This window comes from Paenarthrobacter sp. TE3676, from assembly GCF_056279165.1.
The window spans coordinates 58,366-74,720 of sequence record NZ_JBWBQU010000009.1; the positions used below are offsets into that span (position 1 = coordinate 58,366).

17 protein-coding genes are annotated in these 16,355 nt (G+C 62.0%); 11 read left to right on the forward strand and 6 right to left on the reverse strand.

What is annotated here, in order from left to right; translation table 11 throughout:
* The first annotated feature begins 130 nt into the window (after positions 1-130).
* The 6 genes from ACZ881_RS19590 to ACZ881_RS19615 are packed head-to-tail and all read left to right on the forward strand — an operon-like array spanning position 131 to position 6,582.
* Positions 131-1,645, forward strand: a complete 1,515-nt coding sequence (locus tag ACZ881_RS19590; RefSeq protein WP_476117688.1) for a fumarylacetoacetate hydrolase family protein — start codon at positions 131-133, stop codon at positions 1,643-1,645.
* Entirely contained in the window at positions 1,638-2,321 is a 684-nt protein-coding gene (locus tag ACZ881_RS19595; RefSeq protein WP_476117689.1) for a GntR family transcriptional regulator, read from the forward strand. Before ACZ881_RS19590 ends, ACZ881_RS19595 begins: the two co-directional genes overlap by 8 nt.
* Before the next feature lie 35 nt (positions 2,322-2,356).
* Positions 2,357-3,868 (forward strand): 5-carboxymethyl-2-hydroxymuconate semialdehyde dehydrogenase, encoded by a 1,512-nt coding sequence (hpaE, locus tag ACZ881_RS19600; protein WP_091463774.1) that lies wholly within the window; start codon positions 2,357-2,359, stop codon positions 3,866-3,868.
* A gap of 38 nt (positions 3,869-3,906) precedes the next feature.
* Entirely contained in the window at positions 3,907-5,004 is a 1,098-nt protein-coding gene (gene hpaD / locus ACZ881_RS19605; RefSeq protein WP_159706395.1) for a 3,4-dihydroxyphenylacetate 2,3-dioxygenase, read from the forward strand.
* Positions 5,005-5,008: 4 nt separating this feature from the next.
* Entirely contained in the window at positions 5,009-5,794 is a 786-nt protein-coding gene (gene hpaH / locus ACZ881_RS19610) for a 2-oxo-hept-4-ene-1,7-dioate hydratase (RefSeq protein WP_018779811.1), read from the forward strand.
* Positions 5,779-6,582 (forward strand): HpcH/HpaI aldolase family protein, encoded by an 804-nt coding sequence (locus ACZ881_RS19615; RefSeq protein ID WP_476117690.1) that lies wholly within the window; start codon positions 5,779-5,781, stop codon positions 6,580-6,582. Before hpaH ends, ACZ881_RS19615 begins: the two co-directional genes overlap by 16 nt.
* Positions 6,583-6,596: 14 nt before the next feature.
* Here the strand turns inward: ACZ881_RS19615 and ACZ881_RS19620 are convergent, their stop codons facing one another.
* The 5 genes from ACZ881_RS19620 to purB form a co-directional block, all read right to left on the reverse strand.
* The gene (locus ACZ881_RS19620) at positions 6,597-6,968 is read right to left on the reverse strand and encodes a nuclear transport factor 2 family protein (protein ID WP_476117691.1); all 372 of its coding nucleotides are present in this window, start codon (positions 6,966-6,968) and stop codon (positions 6,597-6,599) included.
* A 126-nt stretch (positions 6,969-7,094) separates the two neighbouring features.
* On the reverse strand, positions 7,095-7,529 hold the full coding sequence (locus ACZ881_RS19625) for an acyl-CoA thioesterase (protein ID WP_017198826.1): 435 nt from the start codon (positions 7,527-7,529) through the stop codon (positions 7,095-7,097).
* A gap of 52 nt (positions 7,530-7,581) precedes the next feature.
* Positions 7,582-8,085 (reverse strand): GNAT family N-acetyltransferase, encoded by a 504-nt coding sequence (locus ACZ881_RS19630; protein WP_017198825.1) that lies wholly within the window; start codon positions 8,083-8,085, stop codon positions 7,582-7,584.
* Positions 8,086-8,321: 236 nt separating this feature from the next.
* Positions 8,322-8,984 carry a histidine phosphatase family protein gene (locus ACZ881_RS19635; RefSeq protein WP_178993712.1) on the reverse strand — a complete coding sequence of 221 codons (663 nt, stop codon included), beginning with the start codon at positions 8,982-8,984 and terminating at the stop codon, positions 8,322-8,324.
* Positions 8,985-9,121: 137 nt separating this feature from the next.
* Positions 9,122-10,528 (reverse strand): adenylosuccinate lyase, encoded by a 1,407-nt coding sequence (purB, locus tag ACZ881_RS19640; protein ID WP_476117692.1) that lies wholly within the window; start codon positions 10,526-10,528, stop codon positions 9,122-9,124.
* Between the two features lie 168 nt (positions 10,529-10,696).
* Here purB and ACZ881_RS19645 point away from each other — a divergent pair, with 168 nt between their 5' ends.
* Both ACZ881_RS19645 and ACZ881_RS19650 read left to right on the forward strand, forming a co-directional pair.
* Positions 10,697-11,008: a hypothetical protein gene (locus ACZ881_RS19645; protein WP_476117693.1), complete on the forward strand. Its 312-nt coding sequence runs from the start codon at positions 10,697-10,699 to the stop codon at positions 11,006-11,008.
* Between the two features lie 95 nt (positions 11,009-11,103).
* Complete coding sequence (locus ACZ881_RS19650; RefSeq protein ID WP_476117694.1) at positions 11,104-12,342, forward strand: hypothetical protein; 1,239 nt, start codon at positions 11,104-11,106, stop codon at positions 12,340-12,342.
* 27 nt (positions 12,343-12,369) lie between these two features.
* On the opposite strand, the gene ACZ881_RS19655 is transcribed toward ACZ881_RS19650, so the two are convergent.
* Positions 12,370-12,798, reverse strand: a complete 429-nt coding sequence (locus ACZ881_RS19655) for a phage holin family protein (RefSeq protein WP_476117695.1) — start codon at positions 12,796-12,798, stop codon at positions 12,370-12,372.
* Between the two features lie 72 nt (positions 12,799-12,870).
* Here ACZ881_RS19655 and ACZ881_RS19660 point away from each other — a divergent pair, with 72 nt between their 5' ends.
* From ACZ881_RS19660 to ACZ881_RS19670, 3 genes are all read left to right on the forward strand, one after another.
* Positions 12,871-13,989, forward strand: coding sequence for a histidinol-phosphate transaminase (locus ACZ881_RS19660; protein ID WP_178993705.1), 1,119 nt, complete (start codon positions 12,871-12,873; stop codon positions 13,987-13,989).
* Positions 13,990-14,140: 151 nt separating this feature from the next.
* The gene (gene pdhA, locus ACZ881_RS19665) at positions 14,141-15,334 is read left to right on the forward strand and encodes a pyruvate dehydrogenase (acetyl-transferring) E1 component subunit alpha (protein WP_476117696.1); all 1,194 of its coding nucleotides are present in this window, start codon (positions 14,141-14,143) and stop codon (positions 15,332-15,334) included.
* Complete coding sequence (locus ACZ881_RS19670; protein WP_091463755.1) at positions 15,334-16,314, forward strand: alpha-ketoacid dehydrogenase subunit beta; 981 nt, start codon at positions 15,334-15,336, stop codon at positions 16,312-16,314. The genes pdhA and ACZ881_RS19670 overlap by 1 nt, the downstream gene beginning before the upstream one ends.
* Positions 16,315-16,355 lie beyond the last annotated feature (41 nt).

Genomic DNA, 16,355 nt, shown 5'->3' on the forward strand with positions numbered 1-16,355 from the left:
GGACGCTCAAAACGCCCTCAGCTGCTACTTAGATGGGTTTTGGGGAGGGGGTTGACGCAGATCACGTTTCCGGTCCATAGTTATCGTATACGATTTCGTACTTGATGCAGCTCGAGGAAGAGGAGGCGCCGTGACACTGGAGTTCCGGACCCAGGAAGTCAGCCAGGAGATGCTGGCCCGGACGCGCAAAGTCATTGCGGTCCACATCAACTACCCCAGCCGCGCGGCCCAGCGCGGACGCACTCCCGAGCAGCCGTCCTACTTCCTGAAGCCTTCCTCGTCGCTGGCACTCGGCTCCACGGATGCTCCCGGAACGGTTGAGCGCCCGGCCGGCTGCGAACTCCTCGGCTACGAGGGCGAAATCGCCTTGGTGATCGGCAAGTCGGCCCGGCGCGTGGGTTTGGAGGATGCGTGGAGTCACGTCGAGTGGGTCACCGCGTCCAACGACCTCGGTGTGTACGACCTCCGCTACGCAGACAAGGGATCCAACGTCCGGTCCAAGGGCGGCGACGGCTTCACTCCCGTTGGCCCGGCACTCATTCCTGCCGACGCCGTGGATCCCACCCGGTTGCGGATCCGTACATGGCACAACGGGGACCTTGTCCAGGACGACACCACCGAGGACCTGCTCTTCCCGTTCGCCCAGCTCGTCGCGGACCTTTCCCAGCTGCTCACGCTCGAAGAGGGCGACATCATCCTCACCGGCACCCCCGCCGACGCCTCCGTTGCCAAGCCCGGAGACGTCGTCGAGATTGAGGTCACCGGCGGTGACTTCAGCAGCGGCCGCCTGGCCACCAAAGTCACGGAAGGCACGACGCCGTTCGCGGACTTTGGTGCCCGGCCCAAGACTGATGACACCCAGCGGGAGGAAGCGTACGGATCGCGGGAGGCTGCCGGTCTGGCCGCTGCCGCTGAGGCTGCTTCCGTCCTGACGCCGGAGCTGAAGGCGAAGCTGGAGTCCGTCGCCACCGCCACATTGTCGTCCCAGCTCCGTAAGCGCGGACTGAACAATGTGAGCATTGACGGCTTGCAGGCCACCCGCCCGGACCGCAAGGTAGTGGGCCTGGCCCGGACCCTGCGCTATGTGCCCAACCGTGAGGACCTCTTCAAGACCCACGGCGGCGGCTTCAATGCCCAGAAGCGCGCCATTGACTCCGTGAATGAGGGCGAAATCCTGGTCATGGAAGCCCGCGGCGAGAAGGGCACCGGCACAGTGGGGGACATCCTGGCGCTGCGGGCCCAGGTCCGCGGGGCAGCGGCCATCATCACCGACGGCGGCGTCCGCGACTACTCGGCCGTGGCCGATCTGGAGATGCCCACTTACTTCGCCAACCCGCACCCGGCAGTCCTGGGACGCCGGCACATTCCGTGGGACACCGACATCACCATCGCATGCGGCGGCGCGACCGTTCAGCCGGGCGACATCATCGTGGCCGACTCGGACGGCATCCTGGTGATCCCGCCGGCCATTGCCGAGGAACTGGTGGACAACTGCATTCAGCAGGAGAAGGAAGAGACGTTCATCTTCCAGATGGTCCAGGAAGGGAACAGCGTTGATGGGCTGTACCCGATGAACAAGGAATGGCAGGCGCGGTACGCGGAGTGGTCGGCCAGCCAAAGCCCGGAAGGAGCCTCAGGTGACTGAAACCGCCGTCGGAAGTCCTTCCTTGAAAGCTAATCCCGAAAGCAAGTCCCAACAGGCGTATGCCGCTGTGAAGGCGCGCATCGTTGAGGGGACCTACACCCCGGGGTACCGGCTGGTGCTCGCGAAGATCGCCGAGGACCTGGGCTTCAGTGTGGTGCCGGTCCGGGAGGCGATCCGCCGGCTTGAGGCCGAAGGGCTGGTCAAGTTCGAGCGGAACGTGGGCGCCACGGTGGCCGGAATCGACCCCACCGAATACCTGTACACGATGCAGACCTTGAGCATTGTGGAGGGCGCGGCCACTGCGTTGTCGGCACCGCTGATCGATTCGGTAGCTATCGCCCGTGCTCGTGCGGTGAACGAGGAAATGCGGGAGTGCCTTGAGCACTTCGATCCCGTCCGCTTCACCGCGCTGAACCAAGACTTCCACAGCGTCCTGTTTGAGCACTGCCCCAATCCGCACATTCTTGACCTGGTGCATCGGGGATGGAACCGGCTGGCCTCGCTGAGGTCTTCGACTTTCCGGTTCGTTCCCGGCCGCGCGCAGGAGTCGGTGCGCGAACACGAGGCCTTGCTGCAGCTTATTGAGGGCGCTGCAGACGCCGACACCATCGAAAAAGCAGCTCGCCAGCACCGCGCAGCCACCCTGGACGCCTACCTGGCCCAGGCCAAACAGTAATTACCAGCCACTGATCACTAGTTAGGACTTCAACGATGACGACCTCAGTAGAGACCGCCAAGCATTACATTCCCGAGAACCTTCCGTCCCATATCCAGCACTTCATCAACGGCGAGTTCGTTGACTCCCTGTCCGGCAAGACTTTCGATGTCCTGGACCCGGTATCGAACGGCAACTACGCCACGGCTGCTGCGGGCCAGAAGGAAGACATCGACCTGGCCGTCGCCGCGGCCCGCGAAGCATTCGTCAATGGTCCGTGGCCGAAGATGAAGCCGCGTGAGCGTGCCCGGGTCTTGAACAAGATCGCCGATGCAGTAGAGGCACAGGAAGCCCGCCTCGCCGAGCTCGAAACCTTCGATACCGGCCTGCCGATTACCCAAGCCAAGGGCCAGGCCCTCCGCGCTGCCGAGAACTTCCGCTTCTTCGCCGACTTGATCGTTGCCCAGTTCGATGACGCCATGAAGGTCCCGGGTTCGCAGATCAACTACGTGAACCGCAAGCCCATCGGCGTCGCTGGCCTGATCACGCCGTGGAACACCCCGTTCATGCTGGAGTCTTGGAAGCTCGCCCCGGCTTTGGCCACCGGCAACACCGTGGTGCTGAAACCGGCCGAGTTCACACCGCTTTCTGCTTCACTGTGGGCGCAGATCTTCAAGGACGCAGGCCTGCCCGACGGCGTGTTCAACCTGGTCAATGGCCTGGGCGAAGAAGCCGGCGACGCACTGGTGAAGCACCCGGACGTGCCGCTGATTTCCTTCACCGGCGAGACCACTACGGGCCAGACGATCTTCCGCAACGCCGCAGCCAACCTCAAGGGCCTGTCCATGGAGCTCGGCGGCAAGTCCCCATGCGTCGTGTTCGCCGATGCAGATCTGGATGCCGCAATTGATTCCGCGCTGTTTGGTGTGTTCTCCCTCAACGGCGAACGCTGCACCGCCGGCTCCCGCATCCTGGTTGAGCGGGCCATCTACGACGAATTCTGCGAAAAGTACGCCGCCCGGGCCAAGAACATCGTGGTGGGCGATCCCCACGATCCCAAGACCCAGGTAGGCGCACTGGTCCACCCCGAGCACTACCGGAAGGTGGCGTCGTACGTGGAGATCGGCAAGTCCGAAGGGCGGCTCCTGGCCGGCGGAGGCCGACCCGCCCACCTGCCCGAAGGCAACTACATCGCACCCACTGTGTTTGCCGACGTCGCGCCTGACGCGCGGATCTTCCAAGAGGAAATCTTCGGTCCCGTCGTGGCCATCACGCCTTTCGAGAACGACGACGAAGCCCTCGCCTTGGCGAACAACACCAAGTACGGCCTGGCGGCCTACATCTGGACCCAGAACCTGACCCGGGCGCACAACTTCTCCCAGAACGTGGAGGCCGGCATGGTGTGGCTCAACAGCCACAACGTCCGCGATCTGCGTACTCCGTTCGGGGGCGTCAAGGCCTCCGGTCTTGGTCATGAGGGCGGCTACCGTTCCATCGACTTCTACACCGATCAGCAAGCCGTGCACATCACGCTCGGCTCCGTCCACACGCCCAAGTTCGGCGCCTAAAGCTTCCCACCGACCCCTTTCAACGAAGAGAGACCATCATGAGCAACCCGTTTACCGGCCCCATCATCACTCCAACAGTTCCCGCCCCGGACATCGTCCGCTGCGCCTACCTGGAACTCGTGGTCACGGATCTGGCCAAATCCCGCGCGTTCTATGTGGACCTTCTGGGCCTGCACGTCACCGAGGAAGATGAGAACACCATCTACCTGCGCTCCTTCGAGGAGTTCATCCACCACAACCTGGTCCTCCGCAAAGGCCCGGTCGCGGCAGCCGCAGCGTTCGCGTACCGTGTGAAGTCCCCGGCCGAGGTGGACGCCGCCGAGGCGTACTACCGCGAGTTGGGCTGCCGGGTTGAGCGCCGCAAGGAAGGCTTCACCAAAGGTGTGGGCGACTCCGTCCGCGTGGAAGACCCGCTGGGCTTCCCGTACGAGTTCTTCTACGACGTTGAGCACGTCGAACGCCTCACCCAGCGCTACGACCTCTACTCCGCCGGAGAACTCGTCCGGCTGGACCACTTCAACCAGGTGACCCCTGACGTCCCGCGCGGCCGCAAGTACCTGGAGGACCTCGGCTTCCGCGTCTCGGAAGACATCAAGGATTCCGACGGCGTCACGTACGCCGCGTGGATGCACCGCAAGCAGACTGTGCACGACACCGCGCTGACCGGTGGCAACGGACCCCGCCTGCACCACATCGCGTTCTCCACGCACGAGAAGCACAACATCATCCAGATCTGCGACAAGATGGGCGCCCTGCGCATCTCCGACCGCATCGAACGCGGCCCCGGACGCCACGGTGTGTCCAACGCTTTCTACCTCTACATCCTTGATCCCGACGGCCACCGCGTAGAGATCTACACCCAGGACTACTACACGGGTGATCCGGACAACCCCACCGTCACCTGGGACGTCCACGACAACCAACGCCGCGACTGGTGGGGCAACCCGGTGGTCCCGTCCTGGTACACCGAAGCCTCCCTGGTCCTGGACCTCGACGGCAACCCGCAACCCGTGATCGAGCGTACCGACGCCTCGGAAATGGCTGTCACCGTGGGCGCCGACGGATTCTCCTACACTCGTCCGGATGGCGCATCCGGCGAGGCTGCCGAGGGTTTCAAACTGGGAGCGCAGGTCTAAGGCCATGCTGGACGCGAAAACGATCGAAGCCATTGCCGACGAACTGCTCGAGGCCGGACGCAACCGCAAGCCGGTACCGCGCCTCACCGCCCGCTACCCAGACATGACGGTGGAGGATTCCTACGCCGTGCAGCAGTTGTGGATGCGGCGGAACGAGGAAGCGGGGCGCACGTTGGTGGGGCGTAAGATCGGCCTCACGTCCAAGGCCATGCAGGCCGCCACGGGCATCACGGAGCCGGATTACGGAGCCATTTTTGATGACATGGTCTTGGAGACCGGGTGCTCCGTGGAATGGGATAAGTACACCCATCCCCGGGTTGAGGTGGAGCTGGCGTTCGTGCTCAAGTCAGGTCTCAAAGGACCCGGCTGCACGATTTTCGACGTCCTCAACGCCACCGACTACGTGGTTCCGGCCCTCGAAATCCTGGACTCCAGGATCGAGATGGAGGGCCGGACCATCGTGGACACCATCTCGGACAACGCCGCGATGGGCGCCATGGTGGTGGGTGGTCGACCGGTGCGACCCGACGCCGTCGACCTCCGCTGGGTATCCGCCATCCTGTACAAAAACCAGACCGTGGAGGAGACCGGAGTGGCTGCCGGAGTGCTCGATCATCCGGCCAACGGAGTGCATTGGCTGGCCAACAAGATCGCTGCACACGGGGACTCAATGAAAGCTGGAGATATCATCCTCGCGGGCTCGTTTACACGCCCCTTATGGGTGTACAAAGGTGATACCGTACACGCGGACTACGGACCGTTGGGAGTTGTGACATGTCACTTCAGCTGAGCCCTACCTTCTATTCGGCCCTTGGTGACGCGGGGCGTCCGGTGGCCGGCATGTGGGTGTGTTCCGGAAGTCCGCTGGTTGCAGAGATCTGTGCCGGCTCGGGTTTGGACTGGCTGCTGATTGACGCAGAGCATAGCCCGAACGGCCTGGAATCCATCGTGGCACAGCTTCATGCCGTGAGCGGCTACCCTCTGCAGGTCATGGTCCGGCCGCCCGTGAATGACACAGTGGTAATCAAGCAGTATTTGGACCTCGGCGTGCAGAACCTGCTGATCCCCATGGTGAACTCGGCCTTTGAGGCAGCCACCGCCGTTGCCGCTGTTCGTTATCCGCCGCTTGGCGTCCGTGGTGTTGGCTCGGCACTTGCCCGAGCCTCGCGTTGGAACCGCGTCCCGGACTACTTGGCCAACGCCTCCGACTCGATAAGCCTCACCGTTCAGATCGAGTCAGAGGCCGCGGCATCCGCCGTTGAGGAGATCCTTGCCGTCGATGGCGTTGACGGCATCTTCCTTGGTCCCTCGGACCTTGCCGCTTCCATGGGCCTGCTGGGACAGCAGGAGAATCCCCTGGTGAGGGCCGTCGTCGAGCATTGCCTTGCAGCCGCGAAAGCAGCCGGAAAACCGGCTGGCGTAAACGCCTTCAACGAGGCAACTGCCCGCGCATACCTCGACGCCGGTGCCTCCTTTGTACTGGTCGGCGCCGATGTCGCTGTGCTTGCCCGCGCTTCCGAGGGCTTCGCATCAACGTTCATTCCGGTGCCTGAAACGTCTGAGCGCGAAAGCTACTGAGCCAGTTGCGCGGGCTAGTTGGCCGATGACTTCTTGCGGGCCATGTACCACTCCGTGAATTCGCGGGCGCGACCGTCATCGGCGAAACGGATAACCCAGAGGTTGTCATAGGTGGGCTCGCCATTCAGGTACGTGGTGAGGCCCTGGACGAACGCGGTGTCACCATCCCGTCCGAGCAGCGTCCATTCGAAGGTCCAGTCCTCGGGCTTGTCGCCGGCGTCTGCCCAGGCTTTGACGATCTCGTTGTGGCCGTTCCATTGTTTTTCGGTGTTCGGGCGATCGGAATAGACGGCATCTTCAGTAAACAGGGCACGGATATCGTCGGGGTCATTCGAGGTCCACGCGCGTACGTACTGATCCATCCAAGAGTTCACGTCGTTGGTCATTTATCCGTTCTACCCTCCGATGGCCTGGGGTTCAACGGTGGCTTGCGCTGTTTGCCCATCGTTCAAGCTTGGTTGGCGGGCTGGTTACACGCCGCCAAGCTGCGGGAACGCACGACGCCGGTTGGTTTAGTCCTCGTCCAAGGTTTCCGTGAGGTGGTGCGTGGGAATGCGGTCGCGATCGTACGTAATCTCCGTGTAGCCGTGCGGCTGGGGGCGGCCATCGGCGCCGAGATTCACGAAGACGATTTCCTCGATGGTGAGGATCGCCTCCCGGGTGATCATATTGCGGACCTCGGCCCGCATGGTCAGGGACGTGCGTCCGAAGCGTTTCGCCGTCAGCCCCATCTCCACCAAGTCGCCCTGGACCGCGGAGCTCACAAAGTTGATCTCGGAAATGTACTTGGTGACGGCGCGGCCGTTGCCCAGTTGGAGGATGGCGTAGATCGCAGCCTCTTCATCGATCCACTTCAGCAGGCTGCCACCAAAGAGTGTGCCGTTGGCGTTAAGGTCCTCGGGCCGCACCCATTTGCGGGTGCGAAAGGTGATGTCTGCTTTTTCCATAATCCGAGATTATCGAACCGGCGCAACCTTCGCTTGATATTGCGCCCGTGACCTAGGCCATTGCAGTGTGCGACGCGCTGTGTGAGTCGATCCGCTTGGAATAGCAATACGACTCGCTAACGCCAACGTAGGGACCAAAATTTGGCACGGCGGCAAACCCCGCACTTTCATAGAAACTCCGCCCATCCGACTGGGCCGATCCTGCCTCAGCCGCGATCACACTGAACCCATGGGAATGAGCCTGCGCTTCGAGCGCTGCGAGGATCGAACTCGCCACTCCCGAGCCCCGGGCATAGGGGACAACGTAAAGCCGCTTGATCTCGGCGGTCTTCTCATCCAGCATTCTCAGGCCGCCGCAGCCGAGAGGTTGGCCGGAGCACTTCTCGTAGGCCACAACGAATACTGCGGTGTCGGCCTCCGACGGCGGGGGACCGGGCTCGTGATCAGTGGTTCCGAACCTGGCATCGAGTTCTGCCTGCTGTGCGGCGCGGAGGTCTGCGCCCACGGGGTTCGCCCAAGTTACCTGCCGGATGTTGAGCCGTGGGTTGGTCTGCATCTTGCCTCATTTCGCCGGGTTTCGGGGAGGTGTCTATGCGTCTTAAGCCTAGGGAACTGTGGTTACCGCGGTGTTTCCTGCGCGTAAGCGTCGGGAGAAATGCAGGCAGTTCTCCCGTTGTGAGGCCCGCTCTGCGCCCTCCGGAGTGGGTTTTGCGTGCTAAGCAGGCCCCGCAACGTACCGGAGCCCTGCAACATCCCTGAATCACGCAACGTCGCTGAATGGGCCAAGGTGGATCAGGGCTGAAGTGCCTCGCCCGTGGGATCCTCGGCGGTTTGGTCTGCCAGCGCCATGCCTCCAACCGGGATCTGGTCCCAATGCAGTACGCGCCATCCGCCTTCGGGATCGCCCTCCAGGGCCACAATCCCGGTGTTGGGGAGTTGATGGGTTTCTGCGAACACCGTATCTATGTCCGTTGCCCTGCGTCCTGCCCAGCAGCGGATTGCGGCACCGTGGCTGACGATGGCCGCTGTGGAGTGTCCAGCTTGGGCAACTTTCCGTACTGAAGCATCAAACCTGGCGAAGAAGTCGTGGCCGCTGAATGCTCCGGGCATGCGCACATCCAAGTCGCCGTCTGTCCAAGCGAAGACTGTGCTCATGTAGCGGAGGTGGGATTCGTGGTCGGTTTTCTTCTCCAGAGCCCCTGCCTCAATTTCATGGACGCCGTCCAGAATCGTCGGCTCCAATCCGGTGGCCTTCGCCAAAGGCGCGACGGTCCGGTGGGTGCGCAGCAACGTCGAGGTGTACAGGGCTTCAATGGCTTCGTCAGCCAAGGCCTCAGGCAGTGCGGCCGCTTGTCGTTCGCCGAGCTCGGTGAGCCCTGGCCCCGGGAACGCTGTGTCCAACTGGCCTGCGACGTTGCCGGGTGTCTGTCCGTGCCTGATCAACAGGAGCTTCATGCTTGCTCCGCTCCTTACGTTGGTAACTGTTCCGCGATTTTGGGGTTCTGTTCACCAGCTTAAACGCCGACGGCGGACCGAGGCACTCAGCCCCGGCCCGCCGTCGTCGAGCATTCTGTCCTACCTGCAGGTGATCCTTACTGAAGGTGGTCCACCAGTTTGTCCGCGATGCCCGTGTACTTGCCCGGCGTAAGGGCGAGCAGGCGTGCCTCGGCGTCGGGGGAGAGGCCAAGACCCTGGACGAATTCCTGCATCCGGGCGCCGTCCACGCGCTGGCCGCGGGTCAGGTCCTTGAGGCGTTCGTACGGGTTTTCCATCCCTTCGACGCCGGCGATGGCTTCGGCGCGCATGACCATCTGGATTGCTTCGCCCAGGACTTCCCAGTTGGTGTTGAGGTCACCGGCGAGGACTTCCTCTGCGACGTCCAGGGCCTTCAGGCCCTTGGCTACGTTGGAGATCGCGAGCAGCGAGTGGCCGAAGGCAACGCCGATGTTCCGCTGCGAGGAGGAGTCCGTAAGGTCGCGCTGCCAACGCGAGGTGACCAGTGTGGCGCCCAAGGTGTCCAGGAGCCCGTTGGAAATTTCCAGGTTGGCTTCGGCGTTCTCGAAGCGGATCGGGTTGACCTTGTGCGGCATCGTGGAGGAACCCGTGGCCCCGGCGACCGGGATCTGGCGGAAGTAACCGATTGAGATGTAGCTCCAGATGTCCGTGCAGACGTTGTGCAGGATGCGGTTGAAGCGTGCGATGTCGGCGTAAAGCTCTGCCTGCCAGTCGTGGCTTTCGATTTGAGTGGTGAGCGGGTTCCAAGTGAGGCCCAGGCCTTCCACGAATGTCTTGGCGACAGCTTCCCAGTCAGCACTAGGGACGGAAGCGACGTGCGCGGCGTAGGTGCCGGTGGCGCCGTTGATCTTACCGAGGTATTCAGTCTTTGCAATGCGCGCCAGTTGGCGGTTCAAGCGGTGCGCTATGACAGCAAGTTCCTTGCCAAGCGTGGTGGGCGTTGCGGGCTGGCCGTGGGTGCGGGACAGCATGGGCACGGAGCGGTTTGCTTCGGCCATGGCTTCGATTTGCTTCACGAGGGCGGTGGCGTTGGGCAGCCACACGTTCTCCACGGCACCCTTGATACCCACAGCGTAGGAGAGGTTGTTGATGTCCTCGGAGGTGCACCCGAAATGCACCATGGCGGTGAGGTTCTCGATGCCGATGGCCGGCAGTCGGCGGCCGATGTAGTACTCAACAGCCTTGACGTCGTGGACGGTGACGGCTTCGATCTCGGCGAGTTCGTTGACAGAGGCGGCATCGAATTCATTAACGATGGCACGCAGCTGGGCCACCTGCTCGTCGGACAGCGGCCCCGCGCCGGGCAATACGGACTGGCCGGTCAGGTGGATGAGCCATTCAACTTCGACGTGAACGCGATCGCGGTTAAGCGCAGCCTCGGACAAGTAGTCAACGAGGGGCGCGACGGCGGCACGGTAGCGGCCGTCAAGGGCGCCAAGGGCGAGAGGTTCGGAAGCGAGGGACACTCGGGTGGATTCAGCCATGTCGCCTATTCTTTCATGCTCCGTGCAGGGGTCGGGAGTCGATGACGAGCCTATGTGGACGGCCGATCGGGTTATCCACATAGCCGACGGCGGCCCTTCCGTTGGGTTCGGCCGCTGCGTAGCGTCGACCCTACCGATCAGCAGAACAATCAACGGAGTACACAGACAATGAGCGTCGGCTTGATGCCTGCACCCAACCCGCCTACTTTTGATCCCTTGGAGTGTGCTTCCCGAAGCCACGAAGTCCAAAGGCTCGCGTGGCGGATGCAAGCGTGCGTAGACCAAGTGGACCAGGTTCTCACGTCCCTGCGGAGAGCACAGGTGGATGACTGGCTCTCTCCCGCGGGACGGGCCTACCGGACCACGCTCTCCCTGAATGCTTCAGCGCTGATGCGTGCACGTGAGTCGGTGGAAGCCTCCGTTGCCATGGTGCTCCGACACTCTCAAAACGTCTCCGTCTCAGGCGAACGGGGTCCGTAATGGCAGATGCAGCTCCCGTCGGGGCCGGCGCAGCACCACAGCCCTCTCGCCCAGCCAGTGACGGAATCCTCACTATCAGGGGAGGGGTGGGAGGAATGTCTTTTCAGCTCGAGGAGCTCCTGAGGGGTGCGGGCACGCTTGACGAACTGGTCCAGCAGCTCCTGGACATCGAAGAAGAAGCGCGGCAGGTTCAAGACTGCCTGGAACCCTTTCTCTACGATTCCTATGACACTGGCTGTAGCGCCCTCAACGCTGTGGCCGAGAGCCGGAAGGAAGTGGGAAAGGTTCGCCAGGAATTGGTGGAGATCAGTGGAAGTGTGCGGGCCAGTCACAGGGACTATGTGGAAGCGGAGGCCGAGAACGCTCTCCCGCGACTCCCGACCTTTGACGAGATGAAATTGGCCTGGCCGCCCACGCGGGACATGAGCCAGTACCTGGCGGGTGCAGTTTTTCCTTATTGGACGAGTTCAGGGGGCGTCGCTCGCGGCGTCCTTGAATCGCCTCTCCGTCCGGACCTGCGGCCAAGACCCGTGAGTGTTGAAAGAGTGGACGAATCGGTGGCGGACGTGGATCCGTCCATGGCGGAAAGCCTCCGTCGTCTCGAGAGGCTCCACGCCCGCAACAGCGGAGAAATTGAAGTGATTCGCTTTGACAACAACGGCTCTGCTTCATGGATGGTGCTGATCCCTGGAACCCAGCCTGATTCACCCCATACCAATCCTTTCGACATTCAAGGAATAGGTGAAGCACTGGGCTACGACTCCGAAGAAGTTGTCCCGGCTGTTGGCGCGGCACTGCGTGAAGCCGGGGCTGAAGCGGGCGATCAAGTGGTGGCAGTGGGACACAGTCAGGGAGGTGTCCACGCCATGAACCTCAGCCGGGACAAGGCGTTTCTCAGCGAATTCGATCTCAAGTATGTGCTGACGGCCGGGGCACCTGTCGGCGGCATCACCGCGGAGCCCGGCATCAGTTCGCTCCATTTGGAGCAGGTCCAAGACTGGGTTCCAGGAGCAGACGGCCGGGTCAACGCCGATACTAAGGACAGGGTGACGGTCACGCTGACCAATGAAGTCAAGACACCCGAAGGCGAAGATCCCGGCATCGGCCCTGGACACGATCAGGAAAACTACGCGGCCGGAGCAGAACTCGTTGAGGCAAGCCGTGACGAGTCACTAGCGGCATCTACTGCCGCGTTTGCGGGTGTTGTCGGGGCTGGCGGGGTGGCCAAGGTGACGCGGTTCAAGCTGGAAAGAGCGCCGATCCCGGCTCTCCGTCCCGGAACGCCAGCCACTTCCGGATACGAGGGCTGGAGCCGGAACAAGGTAAAGCCCTAAGGAGGAGACGACGAGTATCCGGAGCTGCTAGCGCTTCCTTGCACCCGGAATCAGGCCCGCCACCACGGAGATGATGCTGATGATGATAGACGCCAGGATGGCTGTCCAGAAGAAGGAATCGATAGTGAGGTGCACGGGCGTGAAGGTGCTCAGCCATGCCGTCAGGTACAGCATCGCTGCGTTGATCACGATGGTGAACAAGCCAAGCGTCAGGATGGTCACTGGGAGGGACAACAGCCTGACCAGCGGACGGACAAAGGCGTTCACCACTCCAAAGATCAGGCCGATGAACAAATACGCCAGAATGATGCCGGCGGTGTCTGCCCCCTGCGTAAGTCCTGCGTTGGCTGCGGCCGACTCTGTGGCACTTGTGGAGATGTCCATGCCTTGCAGGAGCCAGGTTGCAACCCACAGGGCAAGCCCGTTGATCAGGACACGAATGATGAAGGAACCCATGGGCCCATGCTTTCACACGCGCCTGTTAAAGAGCTCGGCGGAAGCCGTAGATGGGCAAGTAGGCTTGAAGCCATGACTACTACTGACAACGTACCGGAGGGCGTACTCCCTCGTCCGGTCGTAGACAGGCTCCCTAAGTATGCGGCTGGAAAACCCCCTGCTGCGATTGAGGGCCTCACCAGCTACAAATTGTCGTCCAACGAAAACCCTCTGCCTCCGATTCCTGCAGTGTTGCAGGCAATTGCGGACCAGACCGACATCAATCGATACCCGGACCCCCTGGCGACGAAGCTACGGAACGCTTTGGCCGGCTTCCTGGATGTTCCCGCTGACGATGTCGTCACCGGCGCCGGGAGCCTTGGGGCGCTGAACCAGATTTTGGCCACGTTTGCCGGCCAGAATGAGGACGGCAAGCAGGACGAAGTGATCTACGCCTGGCGGTCCTTTGAGGCCTACCCCATCTGCGTGGGCCTCGCAGGGGCAGCCAGTGTGCAAATCCCCCTGTTGTCGGACGGGCGCCACGACCTCGAGACCATGGCTGCCGCAGTCACCGTACGCACCAAAGTGATTCTCCTGTGCACGCCCAATAATCCCACCGGACCGATCCTCACGGCTGAGGAAACGGAGCAGTTCATCCAAGCCGTGCCGCCCAATGTTGTGGTGGTCATCGATGAGGCCTACCAGGAATTTGTGCGGGACGCGGAGGCCGTGGACGGCATCAAGCTCTACCGCAAATACCCCAATGTGGTTGTGTTGAGGACCTTCTCCAAGGCGCACGGCCTGGCTGGCCTGCGTGTTGGCTACAGTGTCTCCGGCCCTTTGCTTACCCAGCACCTCCGGGTCACGGCCACTCCTTTTGCCGTTTCCCAAATTGCAGAACGTGCCGCCGTTACTTCACTCGAGAATTTCGATCAGGTTGTGGAAAGGGTACAAAGCCTGGTGGACGAACGGGATCGCGTGACGGCTGGCCTGAGGGAACTGGGCTGGTTCGTTCCCGAGGCTCAAGGCAACTTCGTCTGGTTGAATCTCGGGGAGCATAGCGGGGAGTTTGCTGCCTTGGCGGCAGGACAGGCCTTGTCTGTTCGTGCCTTTGGAAATGAAGGTGTTCGGGTCAGCATCGGCGAGGTGGAAGCCAACACCCGGTTCTTGGATCTCTGTGCAGGTTATACAAAGGCTCCGCAAGGTTCCTAGCGGTTAACAAATGCGCCATCGCTACTTACTGCCGATAAAGTAAGGGACGAAAGCCAAAATATATGCCTGTTCCGGAATGCATTCCGGAACAGGCATATATCCCAGCGACAGACATTGCCCGGCGCCTCGCCACGGCAAGCAAGGAGACGGAATGGGCTCGACACAACTGCCCCACGGGACGGAAGAAAGTCTCGCGGCAACCACCGCGGCAGCAGCCGCACCAGGCGAACCAGTGGAAATGGTGCAGTTGCTCGGGCCCGACGGCAAACTGGGCTCCGATCCCGTCTTCTCGGACTACGCCAAGCGGATCGATCCGGAGAAGCTCCGTGTTTTCTACACGGATATGGCGAGGATCCGTCGCTTTGACCAGGAGGCCACCGCGCTGCAGCGCCAAGGCGAGCTTGCCTTGTGGGTGCCGCTGACTGGCCAGGAGGCCGCGCAGATTGGTTCGGGCCACGCAAGCCAGGCCCAGGACTACATCTTCCCCACCTACCGCGAACACGGCGTCGCGCTGGTCCGCAATGTAGACCTCGCCGAGCTGCTCAAGCAATTCCGCGGTGTGTCCAACGGTGGCTGGGATCCGCGGGAGAACAACTTCCACCTCTATACATTGGTGCTCGCAGCCCAGACGCTTCACGCTGTTGGCTACGCCATGGGCATCCAAAGGGACCAGAAGCTCGCCTCGGCCTCAGACTCCACAGACCCCAAAGCTGCAGTCATCGCTTACTTCGGTGACGGCGCCAGCTCCGAAGGCGACGTCCACGAGTCGATGGTTTTTGCAGCGTCGTACAACGCTCCGGTTGTTTTCTTCTGCCAGAACAACCATTGGGCCATTTCCGTGCCTACTGAAGTCCAGACGAAGGTTCCGCTGGCGAACCGCGCCAAGGGCTATGGCTTCCCGGGAATCCGGGTGGACGGCAACGACGTCATCGCCGTCCATGCCGTTACTGAGTGGGCGCTCGAACACGCCCGGGAGGGCCGCGGCCCTGTGCTCATCGAGGCGTACACGTACCGGGTGGGCGCACACACCACTGCCGACGACCCCACCAAGTACCGGGAATCCGCCGAAGAAGCTGCCTGGCGGGAGAAAGATCCACTGGACCGCCTGGAAAAGTACTTGCGCGTGGAGGGTTTGGCGGATGAAGCGTTCTTCGACCAGGTCAAGGCCGACGGCGATGAGCTCGCCAAGTACGTCCGCAGCACAACACATGGCCTTGAGGTCCCGGATATCCGTGAAGCCTTCGCCAGTGTCTACGCCGAACAACACCCGCTGATCGCGGAGGAACTGGCCTGGTTCGAGGAATACTCTGCCGGCTTCGAGAGCGACCAGGAGGCAGCTAACTGATGGCAACAATGACCATTGCGAAGGCCATCAACGAGGGTCTGCGGGCATCGCTGACGAACAACCCCAAGTCCTTGCTGATGGGCGAGGACATCGGACATCTGGGCGGTGTTTACCGTGTCACGGATGGCCTGATTAAGGAGTTCGGCGACGAACGCGTCGTGGACACCCCCTTGGCTGAATCCGGCATCATCGGAACCGCCATAGGCCTGGCGCTTCGCGGATACTCACCAGTGTGCGAAATCCAGTTCGACGGCTTTGTTTACCCTGCCTTCAACCAGATCACCACCCAGCTGGCCAAGATCCACTCCCGCAGCCTCGGCAAGCTGACCGTTCCGGTGGTCATCCGCATCCCGTACGGCGGCGGCATTGGCTCCATCGAGCATCACTCAGAGTCGCCCGAAGCGTTGTTCGCCCACACCGCGGGCTTGCGCATCATTTCCCCTTCCAACGCCCATGACGCCTATTGGATGATCCAAAAGGCCATCGAATGCCAGGACCCCGTCATCTTCTTCGAACCCAAGCGCCGTTACTGGCTCAAGGGCGAGGTCGACGTCGAGAATGCAGGTCTTTCCGAGGACCCCTTCAAAGCTCACGTTGTCCGTGAAGGAACGGACGCGACCATCGTGGCCTATGGCCCGCTGGTGCCGGTTGCGCTGGCGGCCGCCAACGCTGCCACTGAGGACGGACGGAGCATTGAAGTCATTGACCTCCGTTCCATTTCGCCTTTGGACTTTGACACCGTGGAAGCATCGGTCAAGAAGACGGGCCGCCTGATCGTAGCCCACGAAGCCCCTACCTTTGGTGGCATCGGCGGTGAGATCGCCGCGCGCATCAGCGAGCGGGCATTCCTGCACTTGGAGGCACCCGTCATTCGCGTTGGCGGGTTCCATATGCCCTACCCGGTGGCCAAGGTGGAAGAGGACTACTTGCCGGACATCGACAAGATCCTTGAGGCGCTCGACCGCTCCTTGTCCTACTAAACCGTCCTACCAACCGCCCTGATCCAGCCCGGCTTCGCTGC

Coding starts and splice junctions, on each gene's coding strand:
- hpaH (WP_018779811.1), top strand. CDS start 5,009: ATGCTGGACGCGAAAACGATCGAAGCCATTGCCGACGAACTGCTCGAG.
- hpaD (WP_159706395.1), top strand. CDS start 3,907: ATGAGCAACCCGTTTACCGGCCCCATCATCACTCCAACAGTTCCCGCC.
- ACZ881_RS19660 (WP_178993705.1), top strand. CDS start 12,871: ATGACTACTACTGACAACGTACCGGAGGGCGTACTCCCTCGTCCGGTC.
- purB (WP_476117692.1), bottom strand. CDS start 10,528: ATGGCTGAATCCACCCGAGTGTCCCTCGCTTCCGAACCTCTCGCCCTT.
- ACZ881_RS19630 (WP_017198825.1), bottom strand. CDS start 8,085: ATGCAGACCAACCCACGGCTCAACATCCGGCAGGTAACTTGGGCGAAC.
- ACZ881_RS19650 (WP_476117694.1), top strand. CDS start 11,104: ATGTCTTTTCAGCTCGAGGAGCTCCTGAGGGGTGCGGGCACGCTTGAC.
- ACZ881_RS19615 (WP_476117690.1), top strand. CDS start 5,779: ATGTCACTTCAGCTGAGCCCTACCTTCTATTCGGCCCTTGGTGACGCG.
- pdhA (WP_476117696.1), top strand. CDS start 14,141: ATGGGCTCGACACAACTGCCCCACGGGACGGAAGAAAGTCTCGCGGCA.
- ACZ881_RS19670 (WP_091463755.1), top strand. CDS start 15,334: ATGGCAACAATGACCATTGCGAAGGCCATCAACGAGGGTCTGCGGGCA.
- ACZ881_RS19625 (WP_017198826.1), bottom strand. CDS start 7,529: ATGGAAAAAGCAGACATCACCTTTCGCACCCGCAAATGGGTGCGGCCC.
- hpaE (WP_091463774.1), top strand. CDS start 2,357: ATGACGACCTCAGTAGAGACCGCCAAGCATTACATTCCCGAGAACCTT.
- ACZ881_RS19635 (WP_178993712.1), bottom strand. CDS start 8,984: ATGAAGCTCCTGTTGATCAGGCACGGACAGACACCCGGCAACGTCGCA.
- ACZ881_RS19620 (WP_476117691.1), bottom strand. CDS start 6,968: ATGACCAACGACGTGAACTCTTGGATGGATCAGTACGTACGCGCGTGG.
- ACZ881_RS19655 (WP_476117695.1), bottom strand. CDS start 12,798: ATGGGTTCCTTCATCATTCGTGTCCTGATCAACGGGCTTGCCCTGTGG.
- ACZ881_RS19645 (WP_476117693.1), top strand. CDS start 10,697: ATGAGCGTCGGCTTGATGCCTGCACCCAACCCGCCTACTTTTGATCCC.